Genomic DNA, 24943 nt, shown 5'->3' on the forward strand with positions numbered 1-24943 from the left:
CCTCTGTCCTGCCGGCGTTCAAAAGCATCCACAGTTGCAACGCTCGAAGGAGTGGCGAGGGCCTACTTCACCGCGCCTGCGGTCATGCCCATGATGAGGTAGCGCTCCAGCGCGATGCCGATGACGGCGAGCGGTGTTATCGCGGCGGTGGCGAGTGCGGCCATCGACCACCAGTTGATGCCCTGCGAGCCGGTCTGGCTCGCCACCATCACGGGAATGGTTTTTGCGTCGGTCGAGGTCAGCAGTGCGGCGAAGAAATACTCGTTCCAGCACAGCACCATCGCCAGGATGAACGCCGCGACCATGCCCGGCAGCGCGATCGGCATGACGATGCGGAAGAAGGCGCCCCAGATCGACAGGCCGTCGACGAGGGCTGCTTCCTCCAGTTCGACTGGGATCGAGTTGAACTGGTCGCGCATGATCCAGATAACGATCGGCAGCACCATCAGCGTGTAGAGCAGGATCAGCCCGATGCGCGTGTCGAGCATGCCGACTTCCCGGTACAGCACGAGAAAGGGCAGGGCGAGCACCACCGGCGGCAGGATCAGCTGCGACAGGAAGAAGAAGGAGATGTCCTCGTTCTTGAACCAGGCGAAGTGATAGCGGAAGCGGGTGAGGCCGTAGGCGGCGAGGCTGCCAATGACGATGGCGAGGCTCGATGCGCCGACCGAGGTGATGACCGAATTCATGAAGCGCTTGATGAACTCGTCGCGCACCGTCGAGGTCCGGAAGATCGCATCCGGCGACAGGCCGAGCGAGCGCCAGCCCTTCCAGTCCGGCTGGAAGTCGACGAACGGGATGAGATGGCCCTGGGTGACGTCGACCGCGGTCTTGAACGAGGTGGTTATCGTCCAGTAGATCGGGAACAGGCAGATGAAGGCCCAGAACACCAGCGCGCCATAGATGAAGACGCGGTTGGCGAAAAAGCTCGCCGGCGAGCGAATTTCGGAAGCGGCATAGTCGGTGGTCTGGACGCTCATCTGGCCGCCTGTCAATTGACGTTGCGCACGAAGCGGTTTGCGAATTTCAACAGCCACGTCACGAACACGATGATGATGATGAGGTAGGCCATCGCCAGCATGGTGCCGTAGCCGACATTCGAGCGGTCGCGATACTCGCGGTAGATGAAGCTCGACACCGAATCGGTCGCGCCGCCCGGGCCGCCCGAGGTGACGGTGATAATGATGTCGGCAAGCTTCAACTTGAAGATGATGCGCAGGATGATCGCCGTCACCGATACCGGCAGCATCAGCGGAAAGGTGACCTGCCAGAAGGTCTGCCAGGCATTGGCGCCGTCTACCCTGGCCGCCTCGAGCACCTCGCGCGACATCGCCTGAAGCCCGGCGAGCAGCATGATCATCATGAACGGGATGAACGTCCAGGCGTCCAGCACCATGATCGAGATGCGGGCGGTGATCGGGTTTGAGAAGAAGGCGGGGTTTTCCCAGCCGAGCTGGCGCGCCAGCGCCGCGGCCGGCCCGAAGCGGTATTCCATCAGCGACTTGCCGATCATCCACGACACCGCGACCGGCGACAGCATCAACGGCATCAGGAAGACGACACGGAAGAATTTACGCGCGCGGATCTGTGCGTTGAGCAGCAAAGCGAGGCCGAAAGCGATGACGTATTCGACCAGCACCGCCAGCACATAGAGCACCATGTTGAACAGCGCGTTGCGGTAATAGGGATCCGCCAGCATCTGCCAGAAATTGTCGAGCCCGTTGAACTTGCGGCCGGAGAAGGAACTGAGGTTCCAGTCGGTCAGCGCAATGTAGAAGCCGAACAGCGTCGGGAAGATCACCATGGCGATGGTGAACAGCAGCGCCGGCAGCAGGAACAGCGCGCGCTGGCCGTCTTCGCCGCGTGTCAGCACCTGGCCGACGCCGAGTGCAACACCCCACAGCACATAGGCATAGACGACCGGCCGCCAGGTCTCGAAGCCGATAGTGTTGACCTCTGACTTGTAAAGGATTTGGACTGCGATCACGGCCAGCAGGCCGAGCGTCGCAGCGGCCATCAACGCCCGGCCGAGCCGCTTGCGGCCCGGCGATATCAGATCGGATGGAGCGGCGTTTGCCGGCCACGCACTGGTGGGCAAGGTCTGGTCAGCCACGCGTCCCGTCCGTTCACTGAAGGCTGCTATGACCGGCAGGCCGGTCAAGCTGTTATGACCGGCTGGCCGGTCAGGGTGCTATGACCGGCAGGCCGGTCAAGCTGTGGTCCGGCGGCTTTGCGTCGCCGGACCGCGGTTCCTAAAATCTCAACCTACATGCCGAGCGAGGCCTTGTAGAGCTTGATCTGGTTTTCACGGCCGATCTGGTCGGTCAGCTTCTCCCAGGCGGCTGCAATGGCGTCGGCGCCTTCCTGTGCCGTCATCTTGCCGGCAAATGTATTGGCCAGGATGTCCTCGGCGGCGCTGTAATATTGGAAGATGCCGGGGATACGCGGCTCGATCGCGGCGTTCGGATGGTTGTAACTGTCGGCCTCCGACTTCAGATATGAGGTGATGAAGGCCTCGTCGTAACCGGCCGCCACCCATTCCGGAACGTCGAAATGCGAGTTGCGGTAAGGCTGGAAGCCGGACGGATACGCCGCGCACCAGAGCGACAGGTCCTTGCCGCCGAGATGGGCCGCGGCCGACCATGCCGCCTTCTTCTTCTTTTCATCCGAATCGACACGAGCCATGACGTAGACGCCCCAGCCGAGATAGGCGCAGTTCGGCGCATGGTTCGGGCCGCTGGCGAGTTTGTCCCACTGGCCGGTCTTGGAATTGTAGACGTCGTCCGAGCCGGGCAGGATCGAGAAGCCGGTGACGTCGCCGACGACAGAACTGTCGTTGGTCTTGACGTTGGAGCCGACGTCGCCCCACCAGGTGACCATCGAACCGGTGCCGGCCAGGAACTGCTGGAAGGCCGTGGTGTTCGGGTCGGCGTTGATCTGATCGGCAGGCTCGGACGGCAGCGCGTCGATCACGTCCTGGATCGCCCGCACCCAGGCTGGATTGTTGATGCGCGGCTTCATCGTATCGGCGTCGAACAGCCAGGCCTTGTCGTCGGGATGCTTGGCATAGGCGCTGGCGCGGCTGCCGAGGAAATAGAAGCCGAAGCCACCCCAGGCCTTGGGCGCGTCGAGATAGCCAAAAACATCCTGGCCCTGGAACTGCTTGCCCTTGAGGAATTTTGTCACCGCCTGCACCTGCTGCCAGGTCTTCGGCACGCCCCATTCACCGCCACCGCCGCCGTCCTTCCACGCCTTGGCGAGGTCGGCATCGGCAAACACGTCGGTGCGGTAGTTGAAATTGTGCGCGTCGCCGTCGACGGTCACGCGGTACTGCTTGCCGTCCCAGGTGCCGACCGGTGGCTGCAGATAGGCCACGACGTCCTTCATGTCGATCTGGTCCTTGACCCAGTCCGGCATTTCGGAGGTCAGGCCCTTGCCGCAGACGTCGCCTTCGAACGGCGCGCCCATCTCGATGATGTCGAAATCGACGGTGCCGGTGGCGATCGACTGCTGCAGGCGAGCGTTGTAGTCCGCCTGCGCCAGGTCGATCCAGTTGATCTTGGCGCCGGTATAGGTCTCCCACGGCTTCAGGAAGCCGCGAAACAGCACATTGTGCAGGTTCTGGTTGTTGAGCCCCATGAAGGTGAGCTGGACGCCGGCGAATTCGCCTTCCTTGACGCTGGCCTTGGTCGCCTCCAGGCAAAGCTCGCCGACCTGCTGGAAGTCGGCATCGGTCGGCTGGCCCTTGCCGACACCGGGGATCTGCAGGATCTGCGCGCGCAATTCGCTTGCCGCGGAAGCCGGGCGCGTCAGCGCGCCAAGCCCGGCGCCGGATGCCGCTGCGATCGCGGCCATGCTGGCCGCGCCCTTGAGGACATCGCGGCGAGTGGCACCCGCCCGCATGAATTGGTTGTAAAGGCTGACTTTCATTTCGTTCCTCCCAGAATCTTATGTGCTTGAATCTCTGTGGTGATTGTTCGGGTGTTTGGAGCGCTGGAAATGTTCCCCAACAACAGCGGCTCCCAGAAATAGCGGCCCAAGTTTTCCTCCGCAACGCTTCGCCTTCCGTGGTCCGACCAGCGTGCCGGCGCGCCCGGAACAGGGTCAAAACCCGAGCCCTTTCACTATTCTCACAACCAGGTGCCGTGTCAAACGCGAACAGAGTTTTTTATCTATAAAAGACTGGCTTGCCCTCGCCGTTTGCCTTGTTTAGCTTCACCGCAACGAAAGGGGGGCCGATGGCTCAAGTCGCGATCAGCAATGTGGCCAAGGCGTTCGGAACCGTCAAGGTCCTGCACGGTGTCAGCGTCCACATCGCCGACGGGCAGTTCGTGGTGCTGGTCGGCCCTTCGGGGTGCGGCAAGTCCACGCTGCTCAGGATGGTGGCGGGGCTGGAGACCGTTTCCGGCGGCACGATCGCCATCGGCGACCGTGTCGTCAACCATCTGCCGCCGGCCAAACGCGACATCGCCATGGTGTTCCAGAATTACGCGCTCTATCCGCACAAGACGGTCGAGCAGAACATGGCCTTTGCGCTGAAGCTGCGGAAGACCGATCCGGCCGATGTCGCCGAGCGGGTCAAGCGCGCCGCCGATATCCTCGATCTCAACCCCTATCTCAAGCGCTATCCGCGCCAGCTCTCCGGCGGCCAGCGCCAGCGCGTCGCCATGGGTCGCGCCATCGTGCGCAACCCGCAGGTGTTTTTGTTCGACGAGCCGCTGTCTAACCTCGACGCCAAGCTGCGCGTCCAGATGCGCACCGAGATCAAGGAACTGCACCAGCGGCTGAAGACCACCACCATCTATGTCACGCACGACCAGATCGAGGCCATGACCATGGCCGACAAGATCGTCGTGATGCGCGACGGCCGCATCGAGCAGATCGGCGCGCCGCTGGAACTGTTCGACCGGCCGGCCAATCTGTTCGTCGCAGGCTTCATCGGCTCGCCGTCGATGAACCTGCTCAAGGGCGTGGTGCGCAAGGGCGACAAGCCCATCGTCGAGATCGCCGGGACGCCGTTCCCGATGGCTGCAAGCAGCAAGGTGGAGGACGGGCGCAATATCGTCTACGGCGTCCGGCCCGAGCATCTCGAAATCCACCCCGACGGCGTGCCGGCGAAGATTTCCGTCGTCGAGCCGACCGGTTCCGAAACGCTGGTGTTTCTGCGTTTCGGCGAGGGCGAGATGGTGGCGCTGTTCCGTGAGCGCCACGACTTCAAGCCGGGCGACACGCTGCATCTGAAACCGCGGCTCGACCAGGTCCATCTCTTCGACGCAGAGACCGGCAATCGTCTCTAAAACACTTTGAATTGCGCATGATCTTGTCCGAAAACCGACAACGTTTCGGGATCATGCGCCAGCTTCGCATCAAAAAGCCCGTTCGGGAGGGAACTATGCTCAAAGGGATCAATCCGCTGCTCAACGCCGACGTGCTCCAGGCGTTGCGGGCGATGGGCCATGGCGACGATCTGATCATCGCCGACACCAACTTCCCCTCCGATTCGGTCGCCCGCCAGACCGTGCTCGGCCGGCTGCTGCGCATCGATGCGCCGGCGGCTGACGTGGTCAAGGCGGTGCTGTCGCTTTATCCGCTGGACACTTTCGTCGACGATGCCGCGGCTCGCATGGAGATCGTCGGCAAGCCGGACGAAATTCCCGCCGTGCAGCAGGAAGTGCAAGACGAGATCGATGCTGCGGAGGGCAAGGCCTGGCCGATGATTTCGGTCGAGCGCTACGCCTTCTACGAACGTGCCAAAAAGGCCTATTGCGTCATCCAGACCGGCGAGCGCCGCTTCTATGGCTGTTTTGCCTTCCGCAAGGGCGTCGTGGCGCCGGACGCGGAGTAGCGGGATGCCAGGCAAGCCTGCGGTCGTCAAGCCTGTCGTCATACTGGGCGTCTTCGTCGCCGACACTGCCTACCGCGCCGCCCGCCAACCGCGCATGGGCGAGACGATCCTCGGTACATCCTTCACCCTCGGCCCGGGCGGCAAGGGCTCCAACCAGGCGGTTGCAGCCGGCCGTCTCGGCGCCGACATCACCTTTCTGACGCGCCTTGGCGTCGATCCCTTTGCCGATATGGCCAGGCAGACCTGGACGCAGGCCGGGGTGAAGAGCGCCGTCATCGACACGCCGGAGAGTTATACGGGTGCGGCCTATATCTTCGTCGAGGAGACGAGCGGCAACAACGCCATCATCGTCAGCCCGGGTGCGGCGATGCTGATTTCGCCAGACGACATCGAGGCTAACGCCGGCCTGATCCGCTCGGCCGGCGTCTTCGTCACGCAGCTCGAGCAGCCGATCCAGGCGGCGATGCGGGCTCTGGAGATCGCACGCGGGGCAGGGGTGACGACCATCCTCAACCCGGCGCCGGCAGCAAAGCTTCCTGACCGCATCTACACGCTCTGCGACTATGTCACGCCCAACGAGACCGAGGCCGAGGAACTGACCGGCATCAAGGTTTCGTCCATCGACGACGCCCGCCGCGCCGCCGATCGTTTGCTTGGAAAAGGCGCCGGCGCGGTTATCGTGACGCTCGGCGAACAGGGCGCGCTGCTGCACACGGCCAGCCGCTCCGACCATGTTGGCGCGATCAAAGCCGGTTCCGTGGTCGAGACCACCGGCGCCGGCGACGCCTTCAATGGCGGCCTGGCCGCAGCACTTGCGAGAGGCGTGGACCCGCTGCAGGCGGTCCGCTTCGCCTGCGCCGTTGCTGGCATCTCGGTGACGCGGCGGGGCACGGCGCCGTCGATGCCGACGCTGCAAGAGGTCGAGGCGCTGCTCGCCAAGGCCGAAGCTGATCTCCCCCCTTGAGGGGGAGATGTCCGGCAGGACAGAGGGGGCGCCTCGCTGCGCCATCAAAGGTTCTGCACCGTCGTGACATCAGTCCGTTCCGACCACGGTGACATATTAGGCACAGTTAATATGAATCGGCAAACCTGGCTTGCGTCTTTGGCATAGGTGTCCCGTAATGGATCACTGGGTCTGGCGCCGCAATTGCACGGTCAGCAATGCCGGGGGGCAATTTTGACCTGACAATCGGGGGGTGATTGGGGGACCCCCGCCGCTTCGCAAATGGAGCGGCGGGCTCTTTCACCGCACCACACCGTCACAAGCCGCCGACGGACCGGAATGTTTCTCGCGGAGGCGATCTAGCCGCGAACGCCGGACAATTCGCGGACCTCCGCCCGCAGCGCCTGCAACTCCGCCAGGATCATGGCCTGATCGCTATGCAGCGTCGCCCTGTCGGCCGATTCCACGGCTTCATGCTCGGCCTCCATCGCCGAAACGATCACGCCGATGAACAGATTGAGCACGGTGAACGAGGTCGCGATGATGAACGGGATGAAGAACAGCCAGGCCGCCGGATAGACCACCATGACCGGGCGCACCACGCCGTCCGACCAGCCCTCGAGGGTCATGACCTGGAAAAGCGTGAACAGCGATTCTGGTATGCCGCCGAACAGTTCGGGAAAGGACGAGCCGTAGAGCTTCGTCGCCATCACCGCAAAGACGTAGAACACCAGCCCGAGCAGCAGCATGATCGAGCCCATGCCGGGCAAGGCGGTGATGAAGCCGGTGACGACACGGCGCAGCGACGGAACGATGCTGATCAGGCGCAGCACCCGCAGGATGCGCAGCGCCCGCAGCACCGAGAGAGAGCCGGTCGTGGGGATGAGCGCGAAACCGACGACGAAGAGGTCGAAGATGCGCCATGGATCGCGGAAGAAATGCGTCCTGTAGACGACCAGCCGGATCGCGAGTTCGAGCACGAAGACGCTGAGGATGGCGCGGTCGATAGCCGTCAGAAGCGGGCCAAAGGCAGCAATCGCGTCGGGCGAGGTTTCGAGGCCGAGCGTGACGGCGTTGATCAGGATCAGGACCATGATCGCGAGGTCGAAGCGGCGCGATTCGATGAGCGATTTCAGGGCATCCAAGGCTTCTTCTCCGTTAGAGCATCGGACCCGAAAATGGGAACCGGGTTCGGGAAAATCCAATGCTCAAACCCATATGGCCGGCTTGTGGCGCACCGGATACAAAAAGTCGAAACAGCCGAAGAATGCTGCGGCTAAGCTGCTGATCTCCCCCTCAAGGGGGGAGATTGGCCGTTATCGCCGTTTTCACCAATCACCAGCGTTGCAACGCGCTAGGAACCATGCGGGGAGCAGCGGGTTTGGCTTAGATGCCGACACGTTCGGTCCACCCATTCTCCAAGGAGAACACGATGACATCAGCAAGCAAGACCACAGCAATTGCCGCGGCGTTGGCTATGCTGGCTTCGCCGGCGCTACCCCAGACGAGCTCGCCTGCGCCCGCCGCACCTGCACAAGGTTCACAGCCGTCGCCAGGCGGGCCAACCGAAGACTCCATGCGCCAAACGATGCGCGAGATGATGACTGAGATGCTGGAGGAGAGAATGCAGCATCGCCGCCCGCGAGCAGAGCAGCGAGGTGACGACCGTTGGCATCGCGATTTCCGAAGGCATGACCGGCGCCATATGGGAGGCGGGATGATGCATGGCGCACGGATGCGAATGATGTTCGCCATAGTCGACGCCAACGGCGATGGGGCGCTGTCTCAAACCGAGGTTCAGGATTTTGTCGAGCGGATATTCAGCGCCGTCGACGAGGACGCCGATGACAGCATCGACAGGGAGGAAATTCGATCCTTCTTCCACGGAGGCGCTGACGGAACGGGTGAATAAATCACTGCAAGATCTTGCGCGTTCCTGGACAAGAATTCGGGAAAGGAATTCGGAAATGGCTGGTCTCGTTGCCAAATTTGTCGGGAAAACCCCGGCGCCTCGCAAGGGCATGGCTAGTCCCAGACTGAGTGAGAAAGCCTTCAAGGCGAGGTACAAGCAGCAATTCGTCGATCCAGCGTTCGAACCGTTCGCCCAGTCGATTGAGCAAATCGCTTCGATCGCCTGGCAGGCTTACGCGGATTCCCGCAAGAGCCCGATCACGAGGAAAGCCGGTCTTGGGTTCAGCGACCCCGACTACGATCTGTCCGTCGATTGGATTGCGGCGCACGAGGCGGTGCTACAGGCGCAGCGTCGGTACGAGGACCTAACGGCGCCGCCGCGTCTGTTGATCATCAACGGGTCGTCGCGCAGCGACCACACCTGTCCCGGCGAGATGTCGAAGAGTTTCCGGCTCGCCGAAATCGCCCGTGAGACCATCGACAAGGAAACGAGACTTGCGGTCGAAATTCTCGATCTGTCGCGGCTTGCTTCCGAATACGGGAGGAACATCCATCCGTGCAAGGCGTGCTTTTCGACGGCCGCTCCGCTCTGCCATTGGCCCTGTTCCTGCTATCCCAACCATTCGCTTGGGCAAGTTCAGGACTGGATGAACGAAATCTACCCGATGTGGGTCGCCGCCCACGGCATCATGATCATCTCGCCGGTGAATTGGTATCAGGTTTCTTCGCCTGTCAAACTGATGATGGACAGGCTTGTCTGCGCGGACGGCGGCAATCCGGACCCCTCGCTGACACAAGGAAAGGATGCGGCAAAGGCAAAGGAGGTAGAACTGGCCGGGTGGGACTATCCGCGTCATCTGGCAGGAAGGCTGTTTTCTGTGATCGTGCACGGCGATGTCGAAGGTGCGGAGAATGTGCGGCATTCCATCGCCGACTGGCTGCGCTTCATGAAGTTGTCGCCGGCCGGCCCAAGCGCCGAGCTCGACCGCTACATCGGCTACTGGAAGCCGTACGCTACAAGCCATGAGGAACTCGATGCCGACGAGACAATCCAGGAAGAGGTCCGCAACGCCGCCCGCTCGCTCGCCGAAGCCGTCGTCGAACGTCGGTCGGGCCGTTTCCGTCAGATCGGCATCGGCCTGGAAGACCCGCGGCAAAAATAGGAACACTAGCTCAGAACGGCGATCCGCAAGCGGTGATGGGCCAGATCGAACAGGTTTCTGAAAATCAGGCCAAGCGCTGAAATTTATCGGGCGCCAAGGTCGACCCGAATATCTGAATTGCCGGTCCGGCATTCAGAGTTTTTTACATTTCCAATCAGCTAAGTGATTGAAAATGGCGCGAGTGACGGGGCTCGAACCCGCGACCTCCGGCGTGACAGGCCAGTCAATCTTGCAACGAAATCAGCGAAAGTTTCGAGTTCTCAAGGCCGCGAATGGGCGGGAAAATGCCCGAAAGTTGAAACTAATTCTGCCGACATTCCGATTGGTGGGACAACCGGCCTTTGCCATCAATCGAACGCGGCGATCGAGATCGCGGCGGCCTGGTGCGGCGCTAACTTTGCGACCTGCCAACATCCAATCATTCCCGCCCTTCGCAGGCGCTTCGGCCTGACGGCACTGCAGGCGATCTCCGTACTGCGAGAGGTACGTCGGCAGTGACCAAGTCGAGGCCGTCCGATCTGTACGTTGCGTTCAAGGCGTTGGCTTTGGCCCGTCGTCTTACCCGCAATGAGGCGCTTGTCGCCGGCGCCTTGCTCGCTCACTTCAACGTGAAGACGAGCCAATGTGACCCGAGCATAGGCCGGCTTGGAAAAATGCTCGCGATAGCCCGTAGCAAGGTTCTCAAGGCCACGGCGGCGTTATGCAATGCCGCCGATGACGGGAAGTACCTTTTCGATAAAGACAGCCATGGCGGGAAGTCGAACAGAGCCTCCTACACCCCTAAGTGGGATCGCTTCGCAAAGATAGTCGCGGATTGGGAAACGAGCATGGCGAGACCATCGCCAGATGGTCCCCAAAAAGCGGATGTTAATGGTCCCCAAAAGGGGGACGGTTATGGTCCCCAAAAGGGGGACACAAACTCTTTGAAGGAACTCATTGAAGAAACTCTTGGCGCGCGCGAGGCAAAAACCACAGCCGTTATCGAGCGTCGCAAGAGGCTTGGGAGTAGTAGCGCTAAACCGCCAACCGAACAGCGTTCGATAATCTATGCAATCCCTGGTGGCAAATCTGAACAACCAAGTCGATCCGATGCGGCCCATGAACAGGCGAAGCGAAGAATATCCGACCAGATCAGAGGGACCGACATCGAGGCGTGGCTAACGACCGACGATCCGAAGAACATCTGGTTCGACGCGGCCGTGAAGCAGGAAATCTTCCGCCGAGACTGGGGTCTCAAATGGCTGCGTGGCCGGATGATGAACCAGCGCATGACTCGCCGATTGGGAACGGCGGCGAAGCCATGACCGGGGGGGTGGGTCAGGCTAAAACCCGACTTTTGCCCAGACCCGTCCCCCTCTCATTCGCAGGTTTTTTTTCCTCAACAAAGTTTTTGCGATAGGAACATGGGGGGTGTGACCATGATCGCCAATGAATTCCCCAATAATTTCAATGGCTGCGCTGGAGATCGGACTGACCAAAACGGTATAGACGGCCTATTAATTTTCTTTAGCTGAGCTGGCATCCTGCCGGGTATTCCGGCGCCTTCGCGGCGATGCTTGACCTGCGACTAGGGCTCTCCGCGCCCGGCCGAGCAGGCCCGCATCGTCCCACTTCTGGTCGAGCGCATCGACGTCGCGGTCGAGGGCATTTCCATCCGGCTTCGACGGAAGGCATGGCCAGCTTCGCGACGGAGCTGCGACAGCAGCCGGAGCACAGGAGGACTGCATGATGCCGTCGGAGGACCAAATATGCCGAACTCAGCCCTGACGACAAATCGCTGACCGTCCATCTGCCGCTGACCCTGCGCAAGCGTGGTGGCTGCAAGATCATCATCTCGCCCGCCGGCGCTCAGCAATCGACCCCAGCACGGCCACCTATAGACGCAAGCTTCTAAGACCGAGAGCCAGCCCGCAAGGCCGAGGCCCGAACGGATCCAGGCGATGCGAAAGGGCGATGCCCGCATGCTTCGCCGCAAAGGCAACGATTCCAGACCGGACGAAGACCCCTTGCCTACGCTTCACGGGTCCTTCCGGAGCCATAAACGTATGCGGGGCGGCGTAGCCCGATCCTTGTCCAGTCTGACGCGTTTTATGGAGCCTAAAGAGGCGCCTAAACAGCAGCCTAAAGAGCGCTAAACATGCAGACCTTGTCGAAGGGCGACTTCGCGGCGCACATCGGCGTGACGCCGGGGCGGGTCAGCCAGTACATATCATCGGGGATGATCGGGCCTGACGCGCTCGATCGGCAGGGCCGCACCTCTGATCCGGGCGCTGGCGCGGGCGTTCCGGTGGAAACACATGCTGGAAACAGGCGAGTTCGCCACAGTGATCGAACTTGCCGCGGCCGAAAGGCTTGACCGCTCCTTCGTATCCCACGTGCTCCAGTTGACGCTGCTCGCGCCCGATCTGGTCGAAGCCATACTCGACGGACGGCAGTCCATGGGGGTTCAGCTCCAGGCGCTCGTCAGGGGTTTGCCCGTCGAATGGGAACGGCAACGGGAGTTGATGGCTCCTTCCTGCTGACAATCTCTGCGGCCGCCCTCAGAGAAGCCAGGCCAGCGACTGGCGAAGTAATGTCGTGCCATCCTTGTGGAACCACCGACCATGGCTGAAGATCACGCGCTTTGGCTGAAACGCCACGATGCGCTCCGCGGCCGCCTTCGCCTTCTTCCGTTTGATGATCATCCGTAGGTAAATGGGGGCCTTCCCCACAGGTGCCGTGACGCCTAAGAGGCGCGCCGCCGGCCTGATGATGAACGGCAGCTTTTCCGGCTCGAGATTCAGAACTAGATCGGTAAGCACAATAGTTCGGCTGTTCTTGTGATAGAACGCGACTTCGGTGAACCCACCGGCTCCTGGAACGACAACCTGATCGAGATCTTTCGACCAGGCTTCCGGCGCCGCTGCTGCCAGATCGTGATTGATCCTGACGCCAGCCCGGCGGACCTTTGCCCGATGGCGCAAGCCCGGAGCGGCCCAAGTCGACGCTCCCTGCACATGGTTCTGCCACTCCTTGAGGAACGTCCAGTGTGCACTGTTTGGCGCAACCAGATGCACTATCGGACCAATCTGCTCGAGCTGCTTTCTCAGCTCAAAAGCGAACCGTGTTGGTGAATGCAGCAGGAGACCGCCATTCCCGAGCTGGATAACCGTCATGCGCACTGGGACTGGAATGCCCATAACGCTCAGCGGTCCGCTGTCGACGATCCAGATCCCAGGGGCGACCGGCTTGGCGACATCAAGAGGAGGGTAAGTGGCGTGTTCGGGCTTCATGGTGGTGCTCCAATTCAGCTTGGAGCTGGCGCAACACGCTTCGAGAGGATCTGTTCCGGGAACTGCGTGACGGCCTAGTTCGTCTGGGCCAAGCAAATCATTATGTTGCAACATAGTAACGGCAGCTTTGCGCCTGAATTCGGTCGTTCGTGACGCATTCGGCTAGTCCTGAAAGCGGCCATCGCTCTCGCCGCACGGGTCCTTCAAAGAAGGCTTGCTTTAGAGAAACGAAGCTGACGGCAAGCTTGCTATCCTCCGGCTGGGACAAACTCCGAGGTGAGTCCTAGGCCCAGCGAGGACGACGGAGGCGAACACCGGCGTCATCCACGCCATAAACCACAAGACGAGCGCGGAGAGCGGGCGCAGGGTGATAATGTGAGCAGTCAAGAACGACAAGCCGGAAGGCGCGACCTACAGGAATCCTCCTCTAACGCCGCAGTTGCAGCCGGCGCATTACTCTTTCTTGGTGCGCCTTGGCCGTGCTTCGACGATTGTTGGCTCTCGTACATACAAGTAGCGTGGCTTGCTTTCTTCTCGCTCCCGCATCCATTCAAGCAATTGAGGTACTGCGGGCTTAATGGCGCTGATCAATGTGTCCACAAGCTTCCTAAACTCCAACACCTCTCCGGTGGTGATCGGTCGACGTGAGTGCACGGCCGCGTTCCTGGTGGCACGCACCTTGTCGAAGAGGTCTGCAAGTTCTCCCTTGCCCGACGCGTCTAGTTTAACACTCCTAAGCATATATTGGGGCGGTATCGGGTAACGCCTTCCACTGTCCTTTTCGACGAAGAGCTTCTCAAACTCCTGAAAGGCGTTCATGACTGCCGCTTCCGGATACAATTGGGCCAACTGCAAGAACGGATCGTCCTTCTTTACAGAAGTATCCGTCTCTTCAAAGACTAGAACCTCTTTCGCGGCCTCCTTCGCTTCTTCGAGTTGGTCGGCGAAAGTGGCGCTCACCCCTCCAGGTCCGCTAACGGCTTTCACTCTCCCCACGAGCCGGACCAACTGCTTGCGGAATACTAGAACGATGATCACAAGCGCGACTGGCCACGCGATCGCTCCGATGAGCGAGACCAGCAATGTTAGGTAGTCGAGTACAGTGTCCGACCGTTCCGCTAACTCGACGAAGTCAGGCGATTGTTCCATTTATTCTGCTCACCCCGTCACTCTGTCTTGCAGCTCATTCCTTAAAGGCCTGACTAGCCTTCTTGACCACGTCAGCCTGTCGTGCAGGCCCGTTGTAGAGCTTTTCCAGCAGCAGATTGATGATGCTGATCCCCGCCACCATCTCATTGCGGGTCATGGCAATGCGCTCGTGAGCACCAGCGTTCCCTTTCTCCCTAATTCTGTGAAGCAACGATACCTGCGCCTCGTCCACATATCCTTTGGCGTGAAGATCATCGATCTTTCTCTTCAGATTGCGACCCGCACATTTTGTGTCGTTCACGATAAACTCGACCACCATCCGAAGCGCTACGGTTGCCAACTTGAGTTTGCTACCCGCTAGTGCGTAGAGCATCTCTTCGATCAACTCGTTTAGCTCAGTTGGTGTGAAATCCGTGTTGAAAGCGAAATCCGCAGATGAGGGCGGAGGATACTGAATCTCGTCTGGGACGAGGTTTATGTTTCCCTCAGGGTCGTGGTCATATTGCTCACTGAAATACGACGCCTTCTCAAAACACACCTCGTCGCACGCGCCACATCGATAAAGAGAGAAATTTGTCCAACCGTAGATTGGGCCGTGCTGATGCACTTCATCCCACCGGCCCACGCACTGGGCCTCAAGGGTGTGGATCGTCTGCCTCCGACATTCGCTGCACTGAAGTTTCTTTCGGCTATCTAAGTCGACATTACGTTTGAACGTATCAAACACTATTTCCCCCGCAGGACGCCAGTTTCCAAGGTCAGCATACACGGTTGTTGAGACGGGCGAGCCGCGTTCCTCTGGTCTTTCGGTCACCAGCTCAGACAACCCCAGCCGAGTACCCACGCTGCAGGGTTCGTCGGCGGTAAAAGACTGCTTGTCAATGGCGCGCCACGTCAAAGCTGACGGTCCCCTCTCGCCGCCGATCCTGTCGGACGGCAAAGCCCTCGAAGCCGGACGTTCAGGCAATCTTTGCCTCCGCCCGAAAGCGGATGGTCCGCCGAAGCCAACCACATAGCCAAGCCGTCTCGCATCGGCCGGAGCGGCCTGCGTTAGCTAGGTCCCGAAGGGGTCATTGAGCGATCAGGCAAGCACTCGCTTGCGCCAAGAGCCGACCTCAACACATTTTGGGCCACACCCAAGCCATCCGTCGGGTGCAGCAGCCAGCCCTTTCCAAGTGCTGGGCTGAACCTACTAAACAGCGGCCCGTTGCTTGTAGTGAAGACGCTCAGCGCGGATTAGCTGGCCAGTTTTGCAAGAGTATGTGGCCGAGCCACAAGCGCCGTTCACACATTCAACAAGGCGGGGGACTGCTCGTCAATGCTGGCCTATCCACACGCCCGCTTTATTGAAATTGGCCAAGAAGTCAGCAGCGCTCGCAACGCCCGCAGCATTGAACAAGGCGTCGATCGAAGGCGCGACGGCAGCACGATAACTGGCATCAGTTCCGAAGTCGGCGATCACCTGCATGGGAAGCACTCCATCATGGGGGTGAAAACGCCCGCTGAAAAGCCTCTTCATGTGCTTGCGGGACACAGTCGATCTGCCCTTCCGTGGATCAACCAGATCGCACTGGCTTGCACGGCACCAAGTCAAGCATCCCCCAATCAAAGCGGCGATGAAGTTCCAGCGGAAAAGCAGGGCAATGACGAGGCAGATCAGACCTGTCGCACAGACTGTGGCGTAGTCGAGCAGTTCGTCTTCCATTTTCACCAACACCTGTTTTCGTCGGTCTCGCCGTTCAAAAACGGCGGCGGAGGCCGGCTAGTTGATTGTAGCGAATCCATTCTCCGGATGCGTCTTTGGCAAAGCCGACGACGCGATCCAGGGGCTGAGCCTGTGGTGACATCTTGATTGATGTCATGCACGATACTCCGAGGCCGCTGCTGTTCTTGTCGCACTGGCCGAGAGTAAACGAGACCTTGGGCGAATACGCGGTAGTTGAAAGGCCGATCCGCCAGAATGTGCAGAACCTCTATCTGTCGTACGGATAGTTGAGACTCAGTTCCGTGCCCATTGCCGCCGTAAGGTCGGTTTGCGGCATCCATTCTTCGGACTTGAGAAGGAGCATGGACGACGACATGTTGGTAGAATTCGCAAACGCTGTCAGTGCCGTGCAATGTGCCGTCGACTTACCACAAGGCATGGCTACGGCGAATGCCGATGAAAATGTTCAACCAACGATAGACTGTATGTCGCATGAACTGCTACCAATGACATTTGTCTACGGTACCTTGCCCATCCCTCAACCCCAAACCCTTTACGATGGAGGATACAATGAGTTTGCGTCAAACATGGCAGCAGGCAAAGCAACGCGCTGCCCCTGAGGTTTCCAGCAATTTCTTTGGGTCGGCCGATCTGGGGCCTCTTCTCGACAAGGCAGAGAAAGCAGAAGCCGATTACGACAAACTGCCCGGTCACACTGATGACGCCACCATTAAGAAGATGAGAAAAGCTGCCTTTGATGCTTATGGTGCTGCAAAAAACGCTGCCGCAAACTACGTGAAACTAATCGGTATGGGCGAGAAGTCTTCGGCCAATAGCCCCGCCATGATCAATAAGCTCAAGGCACTGGACACCGCCGTTTTGGGGCTCGTCAATCAATTGAACAGCGCGCAGGCTCGGCTCAAATAATGCGCCTCCGAGCGTGTTGCCCGGTCGACCTCGGTTCTCAAGCTCCCTTCCTTGGGACAATCCCAAGGGCGGAAAACAAAGATAGAAGAGGCAACGAAAATGGACGACACCGATAACCTAATCCCAGCAATCCCAGAGGATATGGGCGGCGCGCGTATTGGGGCCTGTTATGATCAATTTACTAGACAATTGATTCCCGGTGCTTTTGCGATTCTTCCTTCTCTCGCCGGTACGGACGACATTATTTTTATTACGGGCAGAGGGCGTTCAACAATGGTTGCTAACAGTTCGTCGCACAGTGTTGCCGAAAGCACCGTTTTTCAACTTGAGTCGAAGGTTGATGGCGGCTTCGAAGGTGGGACGTTTGGAGTTAGTGCTTCAGTTGGCTTCCACATGCACGCCGCGAAAGCGACTAGCAAAGAAACCGAGAATCTCAACATAACTGGGTATTACTATTTTGGTGGTCAGCGGCAGGAACTCCGCGTCATGGATGGAGAGGAGCTGCTCTCCATAACCACACAAACCTTCCAAAGGAAATATCAAGCAATTTTAGATGCGTCCACGCCAGAGGAATACATAAACAGCTATCTCGATTTCACGCAGACATTCGGACATGGTTGCGTAACTGTTGTTTATCTTTCTGCCGGCTCGGCATTTCGGCTGACGATGGAGCGCAAGGAGGACGCCGAAGCTACGAGCCGTAAGTACGGCGGCTCCGTCTCGTTGAGTGGACATTATGGCGGTGGATATGGAGACGCTTCGGTGGCTGTTGACTGGGCGAACGATCAGCATACCGCTTCAAAGGACGTCAGTTTAACGCTTGTCACCGAAGACCTTCCCGCCAACTCATCCACGAAGGATTGGTCTTCAAGCATGGTGAGCAGTCTCAGTACCGCCACCCTGAGTAATTTGACTGATAAAGTCGCCCACGTTCAAGTCCCGTCCATAACCACTCCAACTGCCCCGGATCGCCCTCAAGGTCACCCCAGAGAGTCCGACATTAGAGAAAAAGCGAAAGTCGACGCTAACGACGGCGATGTGACGGGTGCCGTGCAGGATAGAATAATGAAGCGAGATGGATTCGAAGGTAGTTGGGACGATTATATTAAAGAGCACAAGCGGGTTATCGCATCGCTTACACCGGCTCAAATCGCGGCGGAGGCCGCATTGGCGGCAGGAGATTTGACATGACAACGGAAGACGGAGGCTGGGGCATCGGTGGTTACTGTCCCATAGGGTATCAGGTGACTCCTTGGAGTTCGCTTTTTCCGGCTCTTGCATCGCATCCGACTTCCACAACCTTGAAGTCGATGTACATAGCAAAGATGAACATGTACTATTTGACCAGATTGCACTTTGGTCATTATCTGAATTTTATCTCGGATGTTGGAGTGAAATTCCACGACAATTCCGCTATCGCTGATGACCTCGATTGGTATGAAACATGTTGCGAAGACCTAAGACTGCGGGTATCGGAAGCATCCTCTGAAACGACTTTGGACAATGCCAAATGGAAAATCGTTGTTACATCTTTCCAAGATAAGCTAATGTCCAAGAAGGCTGGTGTTAAACAATTTTACGGCGATTTAATTTATGAAATTTTTTATCAGAACTATACGTTTTTTTGTAATTGTGCCTATGGACTGATAATGGTCTATAAAGGGATCCCGGGGCACGACGGCGTATTCTATGAGTCTACGGCTTGTACGAACTCTCACTTTGCATCCCGAACAAATCAGAACCCATTTACATTGCTTTCCATGCTTGGCGATGCCATGCGTTACTATCCTGTAATAACGCGTCCTGGTGGTTTAGCGTTAGTCTGCTATGTTTCCGACTATGGTTGGAGAGACATACAACTTTCTACAGAGGCCAATCGCTTCTTTTATCTTAATTACATTCTAAACAAAACTCCGGGATTCAAAGATACCAATGGTTATGTTTACTACGACATGGATTCTGTTTTTAGGCCCTACATAGCGCCTGGGTATAAGGCATATCGGGTGGGCCTGGACGATGTCCCTGATAATTATAGTGGAAAAATTCGAGGGCTACCCATGCTTCATAAGCTGCCTTTCGAATTCCTGAGTTCCTTCGCGTCGGGAAGTGTGTGACGAGTATCGCCAATCAGAGCCCATAGTTACTATCTAAAAAGACGTAATCGAAATCCGCAACACACCTTGGAACCGAGCAGTCCAAGTCACTGTCATCGCGCCGACCCACGCCAATTGACGCTAGATGGAGCAGCTGTGACTGTCAATCGGCGCACAATTGGGACCCTTGAACCCGCCAAAATTGATCCGCGGGTTACCATTTGACCCGACTGGTTGGAGGAGGTTCTCCACGTTTCGAGCGTCCGCGACATCAACCTTTGCACCGCCCGCGAATGCCGCGAAGGGGAGAATGTGAAGTACGAGACGACCTTCGGTTCAGTTGCCAATGGCGAGCGTCACAACCCCTTCGTTGTCGGCTATTTTCTGCACCCGTTCGGCAACGTAAGCCGTCATGCAGCTATTCCACCGCCTGCGCCTGAAAGCCGCCAGTCAGCAGACGGCCCCGGAGCGGGCGTTCAGATGATCGAAAACAAACGTCGGCTTATTCGGCGATGCACTCTGGCACTATAGTCTGATCACTGGATTTGTCCGCCGCTCCTCGACGGTACGGCGGACGCCCCATAACCTTGCAGGCAACTTAAGGCTACTTAGAGGCCAAGGGGGCTTCGCGCGTCTTCAGGTAGCTTTCGATAACCGCTCCATAGTTTGGCGCGACGAGCGCATAGAGTTTGGCGAGTTCCGCGGCTTCCGGACGGTTCCAGGTCCTGTGGGTCTCGGACAGGACGGCATTCGTTGATGTTGGGACGATGCCCGCCTGTGCGAACCGAGCGAGCGAGGTTCGCGATGCCATTTCACTTGGATCGCCCGAGGCGTCGATGACGGCGTAGACGTCGTAGCCCGCGGCCTTGGCGTCGAGGGCGGGAAACATCAGGCACACGCTAGTCCAGACTCCAGCCATGATGAGCGTCCTGCGGCCGGTTGCCTCCACCGCGGCGACGAAGTCGGCGTTGTCCCAGGCGTTCACCTCACCCTTGCGGGAGACATAGATCGCATGCGGAGCAGTTTCGTGAATCTCGGGCATCAGCGGGCCGTTCGGGCCGTTCGGTTCCGATGCGGTGGTGATCACCGGGATATCGAGCATCGTGGCGAGCCTCGCCAGCATCGTCACGTTGCGGCGCAGGTCGTCAACGTCAATGTCTTGCACCGTCTGGAACAGCCCCGCCTGATGGTCCATCAGCAAGATTACGGTGTCCGCCGGATCCAGAAGCGCCTGCCCCCCGCCCGTCGACAGCACACTGGATCGGGGTTCTGCGGTTGACTGCGCCTGGACCGGTGCGGCTTGCGCCACGAAGGCTGCGACGAATGCCGCGCCTACCAGGCGCAGAGCTTGTTTGAGAATCGATTTCATGGAAGCGTCCTTTCCTTCAGTGCGCCAATCATGGCGCGACGAGATGAACCGAACCATCATGCGAGAGGGCCATATCTCCGCTCGCGCGGTCTAGGCACCATCATCCCGAAGGCTAGGTAGGTACGCTTCGGCTCGCCACATCTCGTAGATTTCCAAGACGCGCGGCTCTTCCGCGACATCCGATCGCGCCGGGCGCGACCGGGTCTGATGTATACGGATGGCGAAACGCATACGAAAGTACATAGCAGGCCATCTGAGCGAAGAAGCTGCTCAGATCGTTCGTGCGATGGCTCGTCAATCCCGATTGTGTAATTTGGGTAGTGCGCAAGTAAATTGGCGCGACACAGTTTGGTGAAACGACGGAGGTAGCCGATGATCTGCATCCAATGCGAATCACCTTTTCATCGGCGACCAGTCCATTACTACTTCTGTTCGCAGACATGTTGGGAAGACGCTAAGACAAACACACCTTGGAGGATTCTATCCGATGGTTTCGGCCCGTTCACGTCTCCTGTTAAGTTCATTACTTCTACTCGGTACCCTAGACCCTCCTGGCAGGGTCAGCGCACACGACGCCCCGACCGGATCGAAGTACCCGTGGGGTTGTTGTAGCAATATGGCCTTTAAGGAGGTCTAGTCATCAGCGGCACTGAAGAAGCCCGAAGGGTACGTGATTCAATGCACCGGTGAGGTCATGGGCTACCAGGACAAAATGTATTGCGCGGCTGAGTAGTTTGACCTCTACGGAGACGCGCCCTGTAAGTTCATCGCTGGGTGTTTACCACGGAGCAGGCGGCGCGCTCCCGGACAAGCTCGCTGCACTTCGCTGCCAACCGCCACGGATCGCAGGACGAGAGTTTCTTGAACTAAGGGAGCTCCATCGTGGCGGGATATAGCCGAAGGTGAGAGAATGGGTGACTTCCAAGAGACAACCAACCCGGCACTGACAGGGCTACGGGGCCTCTGTCCGCGCTGCCAAAAAGGACATCTGTTCGCAGGCTTCCTGAAACTTGCCCCTCACTGCGAAGTCTGCGGCCTTGACTACACGTTTGCCGATCCAGCGGATGGCCCGGCTTTCTTTGCAATGTCCATCGTAGCCTTCCCCGCTCTCGCCTTCGCGTTGTGGCTGCAAGTGAGTTATGAGCCAGCATATTGGGTGCACCTGTTCACGACGCTGCCGCTCACAATCGGTGCCTGTTTGCTGCTCCTTCGACCTTTGAAGGGGTGGCTGGTGTGCTCCCAATACTTCCACAAGGCAGCGGAAGGCTCGATTGATTGGGATTGGCACGCGGATTTGAAGCGGTCTCAAATTAAGGGCAGTAAGCGCGCCGATGACATAAAGAAGAGCGAGCGACCGCGCCGAGACGGGGGATAGAAGGGAACGGGGCAATGTGCTCGTTGACGGGCAGTTCGCATGCTCGGCACCGCCAGAAATTACGGCAGCGAACTACGGCGACCACTTTGTCTCTGACAATTGACCAGCTGCGGACGTGTCGATCAGTTGATTCATTGGCGGCGCGGGAGGCGCTGCAATGAGTGATTTGATTTGGTTGTCAGATGGGGCGATGCGCCGAATCGAGCCGCATTTCCCACGGCCTCACGGTGTGCCGCGGGTCGATGACGGCGGATCGCCGGCGGCATTAAGAACGGGCTGCGGTGGCGCGCCGCGCCCCCACGGTCTCCACAAGGTGACCTATACTCAAGTCGAGGTTATGCATTAAAATTTCTAAGTCAAATCAGCCTTTGTTATGATTCCGTTGCCTGCCTGACGCAGATAGACAATATGGCCAGGGAGACGCTACTTATTGCAAATTTGGACGGACAGCTCATGGGAGTATCCGGCGGCAGGAAACAAGCGTAGGTTGATTGACGCGTCACGGACGCACAGTTGATACTGACCACGTGAGCGCTGCTAATTCGTGTCCAGCAGGTCTCCCCCGAGGCGACAATTATGGGCGTGGCAAACCCAGGAATCACAGACAGCCCGATCGCAATTCTGGTTGATGATGATCCATCGGTCAGCGACGCCTTGGAGGAGTTGCTGAATTCGGTCGGTATCGATTCGGTATCGTTTTCTTCAGCTCTCGAAGTGCTGGACGCAAAGCTGCCAGATCGACCAGGATGCCTTATTCTCGATGTGAGAATGCCGGGTCTGAGCGGCCTCGACCTCCAGCATCTCCTTGCAACAAAAGGCTTGCTGATGCCGATCGTGTTCCTGACGGGCCATGGCGACATCGCCATGAGCGTCCAGGCGATGAAGGCAGGGGCAGTGGATTTCCTGACTAAGCCGGTGCGCGACCAGACCTTCCTTGACGCGGTGTGGACAGCCATCGCCGCCGACATCGCCCGAAGGGCGGCCTCAACCGTAACGCGAAACAACATAGCCCTTTATGAGACGCTTACCCCCCGCGAGCGGCAAGTCATGAAGTATGTAGTCTCTGGTGCGATGAACAAGCAGATCGCATTCGATCTTGGCATCAGCGAAATCACAGTGAAGCTCCATCGGAGCAACATGATGAAGAAGCTGCACGCAAGGACCGTCGCACAACTCTACAACGCCTGGCAGTCGCTTCCGGCCGATATCCGATGAGTGACAGTCATGATTTGGCAACTGCTGTGGAAGATAGGAGCACCGTCAGAGGCAGGTTTCTCGTAGCTGACTGAAGTGTGATAGCGGGCCGGAGGCAGAGGAGGTCTCAAGAGGGGTCCCAAATGGAGCTAAGATCATCAAAACAACGCCGCGCCGTGGCTTGGGCTATCGGAGCCGCGAGTGTCTTGCTGACGCTATTTGCCAACGAGCCCTCTAGCCTGCTGGTCGCGGTAGCGGCTGTATGCATTTGCGTCGGCTGGAAAGCTGGATTGATGGCGATTGCGGCTGCCAGTCTGCTTTCATCGGCGATCCTGCTGTCGCCGAAATACGGGGCCACAGACGGCGGCGTCAGGCTGGCGGTATTTGTTGCCGCGGCGTTTGGGCTCTGGCTGGTGGTCAAGATTTTCAGAACCATCAGCTTTTATGACCGGGTTTACCAAGGCGCCGGACCTAGCATTGCCGATGTTCCGGGCCTCGGTTGGTCCGCCTATCCGGACGGGCACCTTCGGTTCCTCAATTCCGCAGCCCTCGAGTACGTTGGCGTCACGGCCGAAGAAATGCGCGAGATCATGGATGCCGACGACTTTTCCTGGTGGCGGAGATTTGTCCATCCCGACGATGTCGAGACGAGCATGGCGCAATGGCGCCACAGCCGAGAGACGGGCGAGCCGATGATCGGTGAGCAGCGCTTGCGCCGGTTCGATGGCACATATCGATGGTTTCGCGATACGGGTGTTGCCTCGCGCGATGAGCGGGGGCGAATTGTCGGCTGGTACGGCCATACCGAGGACATCGACGACCGGCGCAAGGCGGAAGCCGCGCTGCGCCAGAGCGAGAGGGAGCTCAGGCTGCTGGTCGATACGGTTCCCACGATGATCTGGCTTATGACGCCGGCGGGATTACCGTACTATTTCAACAAACGGTTCGTCGACTGGGCGGGCGTTGACTCGGCCAAGGAGGAACCGCGAGGCACGCGGCAATTCGCCTCGCATGTGGAGTTGTTCCATCCCGACGACCGGGCGGCCGTCAAGGCCGTGTTCCAGAAGTCCTTTGGCCGTGGAGAGCCGCTCCAGCACAAAGGTCGGCTCTGCCGGAAGGATGGCGAATATCGCTGGATCGATTCGCGCTTCGAACCACTACGCGACGAAGACGGCACTATCCTTCGCTGGTACGGCGTCAACTTCGACATTGACGACGAGGTCCGCGCCCAGGAATCTCTGCGTCTGGCGGACGAACGGCTCGCGCGCGCCTTGCGTGCCGCCAGCCTGTCCGAACTGTCGGTTTCCATTGCGCACGAACTCAACCAGCCGCTGCAGGCGGTCGTGGCCAACGCCGGCGCGTTCCAGAGATGGCTGAACGCCGATCCGCCAAACTTCAGTCACGCCAGCCGGGTCGCTCAAAAAATCATCAGAAACGCCGACGCGGCGGCGCAGGTGATCAGCCGCATCCGGGCGCTGTTCAGCAAGACCCAAGGCGAACCACACGCGATCGATCTGAACGCGGTGATCCGCGAAGTGAGTGATCTCCTGGGTGACAGGCTCGCATCGAGCAGCATCAAGCTGGACCTTGACCTCGATCCCCGCCTTCCTGCGACGGCTGCCGATCACGTTCAGATGGAGCAGGTCGTCCTTAACCTCGTCCGCAACGGCATCGAAGCGATGCAGGACGTCAGCACCAACATGCGAAGCCTGCGGATCGTGTCGCGACGTCAGAATGACGGAACAGTCGAGGTCGAAGTGCGAGATCGCGGCCGCGGGCTTAGCGATCCGGAACGGATTTTCGAGGCGTTCTACACAACCAAGCCGGATGGAATGGGAATGGGCCTGGCAATCTGCCGCTCGATTGTCGAGGCACACTGCGGACGGCTTTGGGCGGAAAATGTCGAGACAGGGGGGGCATCCATAACCTTCAGCCTCCCCATCCGCGGTGCCGACTCGACCAATACACCCACCGCCGCGATAATAAGGGCCTGAGTG

General features: G+C 58.9%; 24 protein-coding genes. 13 read left to right on the top strand and 11 right to left on the bottom strand.

Annotation, left to right across the window (positions count from 1 at the left end):
- Nucleotides 1–62: 62 nt before the first annotated feature.
- The 3 genes from AC0L2K_RS16080 to AC0L2K_RS16090 form a co-directional block, all read right to left on the bottom strand.
- A complete protein-coding gene (locus tag AC0L2K_RS16080; protein WP_027155318.1) occupies nt 63–980 on the bottom strand; it encodes a carbohydrate ABC transporter permease in 918 nt (305 codons plus the stop codon).
- A gap of 11 nt (nt 981–991) precedes the next feature.
- On the bottom strand, nt 992–2113 hold the full coding sequence (locus tag AC0L2K_RS16085; protein ID WP_128170029.1) for a carbohydrate ABC transporter permease: 1122 nt from the start codon (nt 2111–2113) through the stop codon (nt 992–994).
- Nucleotides 2114–2265: 152 nt separating this feature from the next.
- Complete coding sequence (locus AC0L2K_RS16090) at nt 2266–3930, bottom strand: ABC transporter substrate-binding protein (protein WP_258117678.1); 1665 nt, start codon at nt 3928–3930, stop codon at nt 2266–2268.
- A gap of 308 nt (nt 3931–4238) precedes the next feature.
- Between AC0L2K_RS16090 and AC0L2K_RS16095 the strand changes: the two genes are divergently transcribed.
- From AC0L2K_RS16095 to rbsK, 3 genes are all read left to right on the top strand, one after another.
- Nucleotides 4239–5297, top strand: a complete 1059-nt coding sequence (locus tag AC0L2K_RS16095) for an ABC transporter ATP-binding protein (protein ID WP_287237448.1) — start codon at nt 4239–4241, stop codon at nt 5295–5297.
- 95 nt (nt 5298–5392) lie between these two features.
- Nucleotides 5393–5845 carry an RbsD/FucU family protein gene (locus AC0L2K_RS16100; protein WP_473523586.1) on the top strand — a complete coding sequence of 151 codons (453 nt, stop codon included), beginning with the start codon at nt 5393–5395 and terminating at the stop codon, nt 5843–5845.
- Nucleotides 5846–5849: 4 nt separating this feature from the next.
- Nucleotides 5850–6809 (top strand): ribokinase, encoded by a 960-nt coding sequence (gene rbsK / locus AC0L2K_RS16105; RefSeq protein ID WP_287237450.1) that lies wholly within the window; start codon nt 5850–5852, stop codon nt 6807–6809.
- 338 nt (nt 6810–7147) lie between these two features.
- Here rbsK and AC0L2K_RS16110 read toward each other — a convergent pair whose 3' ends face one another.
- Nucleotides 7148–7933, bottom strand: coding sequence for an ion transporter (locus AC0L2K_RS16110; protein ID WP_128170035.1), 786 nt, complete (start codon nt 7931–7933; stop codon nt 7148–7150).
- 287 nt (nt 7934–8220) lie between these two features.
- Between AC0L2K_RS16110 and AC0L2K_RS16115 the strand changes: the two genes are divergently transcribed.
- From AC0L2K_RS16115 to AC0L2K_RS16130, 4 genes are all read left to right on the top strand, one after another.
- On the top strand, nt 8221–8700 hold the full coding sequence (locus AC0L2K_RS16115) for an EF-hand domain-containing protein (RefSeq protein WP_287237451.1): 480 nt from the start codon (nt 8221–8223) through the stop codon (nt 8698–8700).
- Between the two features lie 55 nt (nt 8701–8755).
- Nucleotides 8756–9862 (top strand): flavodoxin family protein, encoded by a 1107-nt coding sequence (locus AC0L2K_RS16120; protein WP_287237453.1) that lies wholly within the window; start codon nt 8756–8758, stop codon nt 9860–9862.
- A 494-nt stretch (nt 9863–10356) separates the two neighbouring features.
- The gene (locus AC0L2K_RS16125) at nt 10357–11166 is read left to right on the top strand and encodes a hypothetical protein (protein WP_473531778.1); all 810 of its coding nucleotides are present in this window, start codon (nt 10357–10359) and stop codon (nt 11164–11166) included.
- A gap of 993 nt (nt 11167–12159) precedes the next feature.
- Nucleotides 12160–12384: a hypothetical protein gene (locus AC0L2K_RS16130; RefSeq protein WP_473531779.1), complete on the top strand. Its 225-nt coding sequence runs from the start codon at nt 12160–12162 to the stop codon at nt 12382–12384.
- 18 nt (nt 12385–12402) lie between these two features.
- Here AC0L2K_RS16130 and AC0L2K_RS16135 read toward each other — a convergent pair whose 3' ends face one another.
- The 5 genes from AC0L2K_RS16135 to AC0L2K_RS16155 all read right to left on the bottom strand — a co-directional run bounded on the left by AC0L2K_RS16135 (nt 12403) and on the right by AC0L2K_RS16155 (nt 16145).
- Complete coding sequence (locus AC0L2K_RS16135) at nt 12403–13134, bottom strand: DUF4336 domain-containing protein (RefSeq protein WP_473531780.1); 732 nt, start codon at nt 13132–13134, stop codon at nt 12403–12405.
- A gap of 453 nt (nt 13135–13587) precedes the next feature.
- Nucleotides 13588–14283 carry a hypothetical protein gene (locus tag AC0L2K_RS16140; protein WP_473531781.1) on the bottom strand — a complete coding sequence of 232 codons (696 nt, stop codon included), beginning with the start codon at nt 14281–14283 and terminating at the stop codon, nt 13588–13590.
- A 34-nt stretch (nt 14284–14317) separates the two neighbouring features.
- Complete coding sequence (locus AC0L2K_RS16145) at nt 14318–15250, bottom strand: DUF4145 domain-containing protein (RefSeq protein ID WP_473531782.1); 933 nt, start codon at nt 15248–15250, stop codon at nt 14318–14320.
- Nucleotides 15251–15598: 348 nt separating this feature from the next.
- On the bottom strand, nt 15599–15988 hold the full coding sequence (locus tag AC0L2K_RS16150) for a hypothetical protein (RefSeq protein ID WP_473531783.1): 390 nt from the start codon (nt 15986–15988) through the stop codon (nt 15599–15601).
- A 34-nt stretch (nt 15989–16022) separates the two neighbouring features.
- Nucleotides 16023–16145, bottom strand: a complete 123-nt coding sequence (locus AC0L2K_RS16155) for a hypothetical protein (RefSeq protein ID WP_473531784.1) — start codon at nt 16143–16145, stop codon at nt 16023–16025.
- A 413-nt stretch (nt 16146–16558) separates the two neighbouring features.
- On the opposite strand from AC0L2K_RS16155, the gene AC0L2K_RS16160 reads away from it, so the two are divergent.
- The 3 genes from AC0L2K_RS16160 to AC0L2K_RS16170 all read left to right on the top strand — a co-directional run bounded on the left by AC0L2K_RS16160 (nt 16559) and on the right by AC0L2K_RS16170 (nt 19029).
- The gene (locus AC0L2K_RS16160) at nt 16559–16915 is read left to right on the top strand and encodes a hypothetical protein (protein ID WP_473531785.1); all 357 of its coding nucleotides are present in this window, start codon (nt 16559–16561) and stop codon (nt 16913–16915) included.
- Nucleotides 16916–17014: 99 nt separating this feature from the next.
- On the top strand, nt 17015–18106 hold the full coding sequence (locus AC0L2K_RS16165; protein WP_473531786.1) for a hypothetical protein: 1092 nt from the start codon (nt 17015–17017) through the stop codon (nt 18104–18106).
- On the top strand, nt 18103–19029 hold the full coding sequence (locus AC0L2K_RS16170; protein ID WP_473531787.1) for a hypothetical protein: 927 nt from the start codon (nt 18103–18105) through the stop codon (nt 19027–19029). The genes AC0L2K_RS16165 and AC0L2K_RS16170 overlap by 4 nt, the downstream gene beginning before the upstream one ends.
- Nucleotides 19030–19612: 583 nt before the next feature.
- Here the strand turns inward: AC0L2K_RS16170 and AC0L2K_RS16175 are convergent.
- Entirely contained in the window at nt 19613–20377 is a 765-nt protein-coding gene (locus AC0L2K_RS16175; protein WP_473531788.1) for an isochorismatase family protein, read from the bottom strand.
- Nucleotides 20378–21287: 910 nt separating this feature from the next.
- Between AC0L2K_RS16175 and AC0L2K_RS16180 the strand changes: the two genes are divergently transcribed.
- Nucleotides 21288–21752 (top strand): DUF983 domain-containing protein, encoded by a 465-nt coding sequence (locus AC0L2K_RS16180; protein ID WP_473531789.1) that lies wholly within the window; start codon nt 21288–21290, stop codon nt 21750–21752.
- A 576-nt stretch (nt 21753–22328) separates the two neighbouring features.
- The gene (locus AC0L2K_RS16185) at nt 22329–22967 is read left to right on the top strand and encodes a response regulator transcription factor (RefSeq protein WP_473531790.1); all 639 of its coding nucleotides are present in this window, start codon (nt 22329–22331) and stop codon (nt 22965–22967) included.
- Between the two features lie 106 nt (nt 22968–23073).
- On the opposite strand, the gene AC0L2K_RS16190 is transcribed toward AC0L2K_RS16185, so the two are convergent.
- Nucleotides 23074–23382 (bottom strand): hypothetical protein, encoded by a 309-nt coding sequence (locus AC0L2K_RS16190; RefSeq protein ID WP_473531829.1) that lies wholly within the window; start codon nt 23380–23382, stop codon nt 23074–23076.
- Here AC0L2K_RS16190 and AC0L2K_RS16195 point away from each other — a divergent pair.
- A complete protein-coding gene (locus AC0L2K_RS16195) occupies nt 23360–24940 on the top strand; it encodes a PAS domain-containing sensor histidine kinase (protein WP_473531826.1) in 1581 nt (526 codons plus the stop codon). The two genes, AC0L2K_RS16190 and AC0L2K_RS16195, sit on opposite strands and share 23 nt — an antisense overlap.
- Nucleotides 24941–24943 lie beyond the last annotated feature (3 nt).

The sequence above is a fragment of the Mesorhizobium sp. WSM4817 genome, assembly GCF_055811135.1.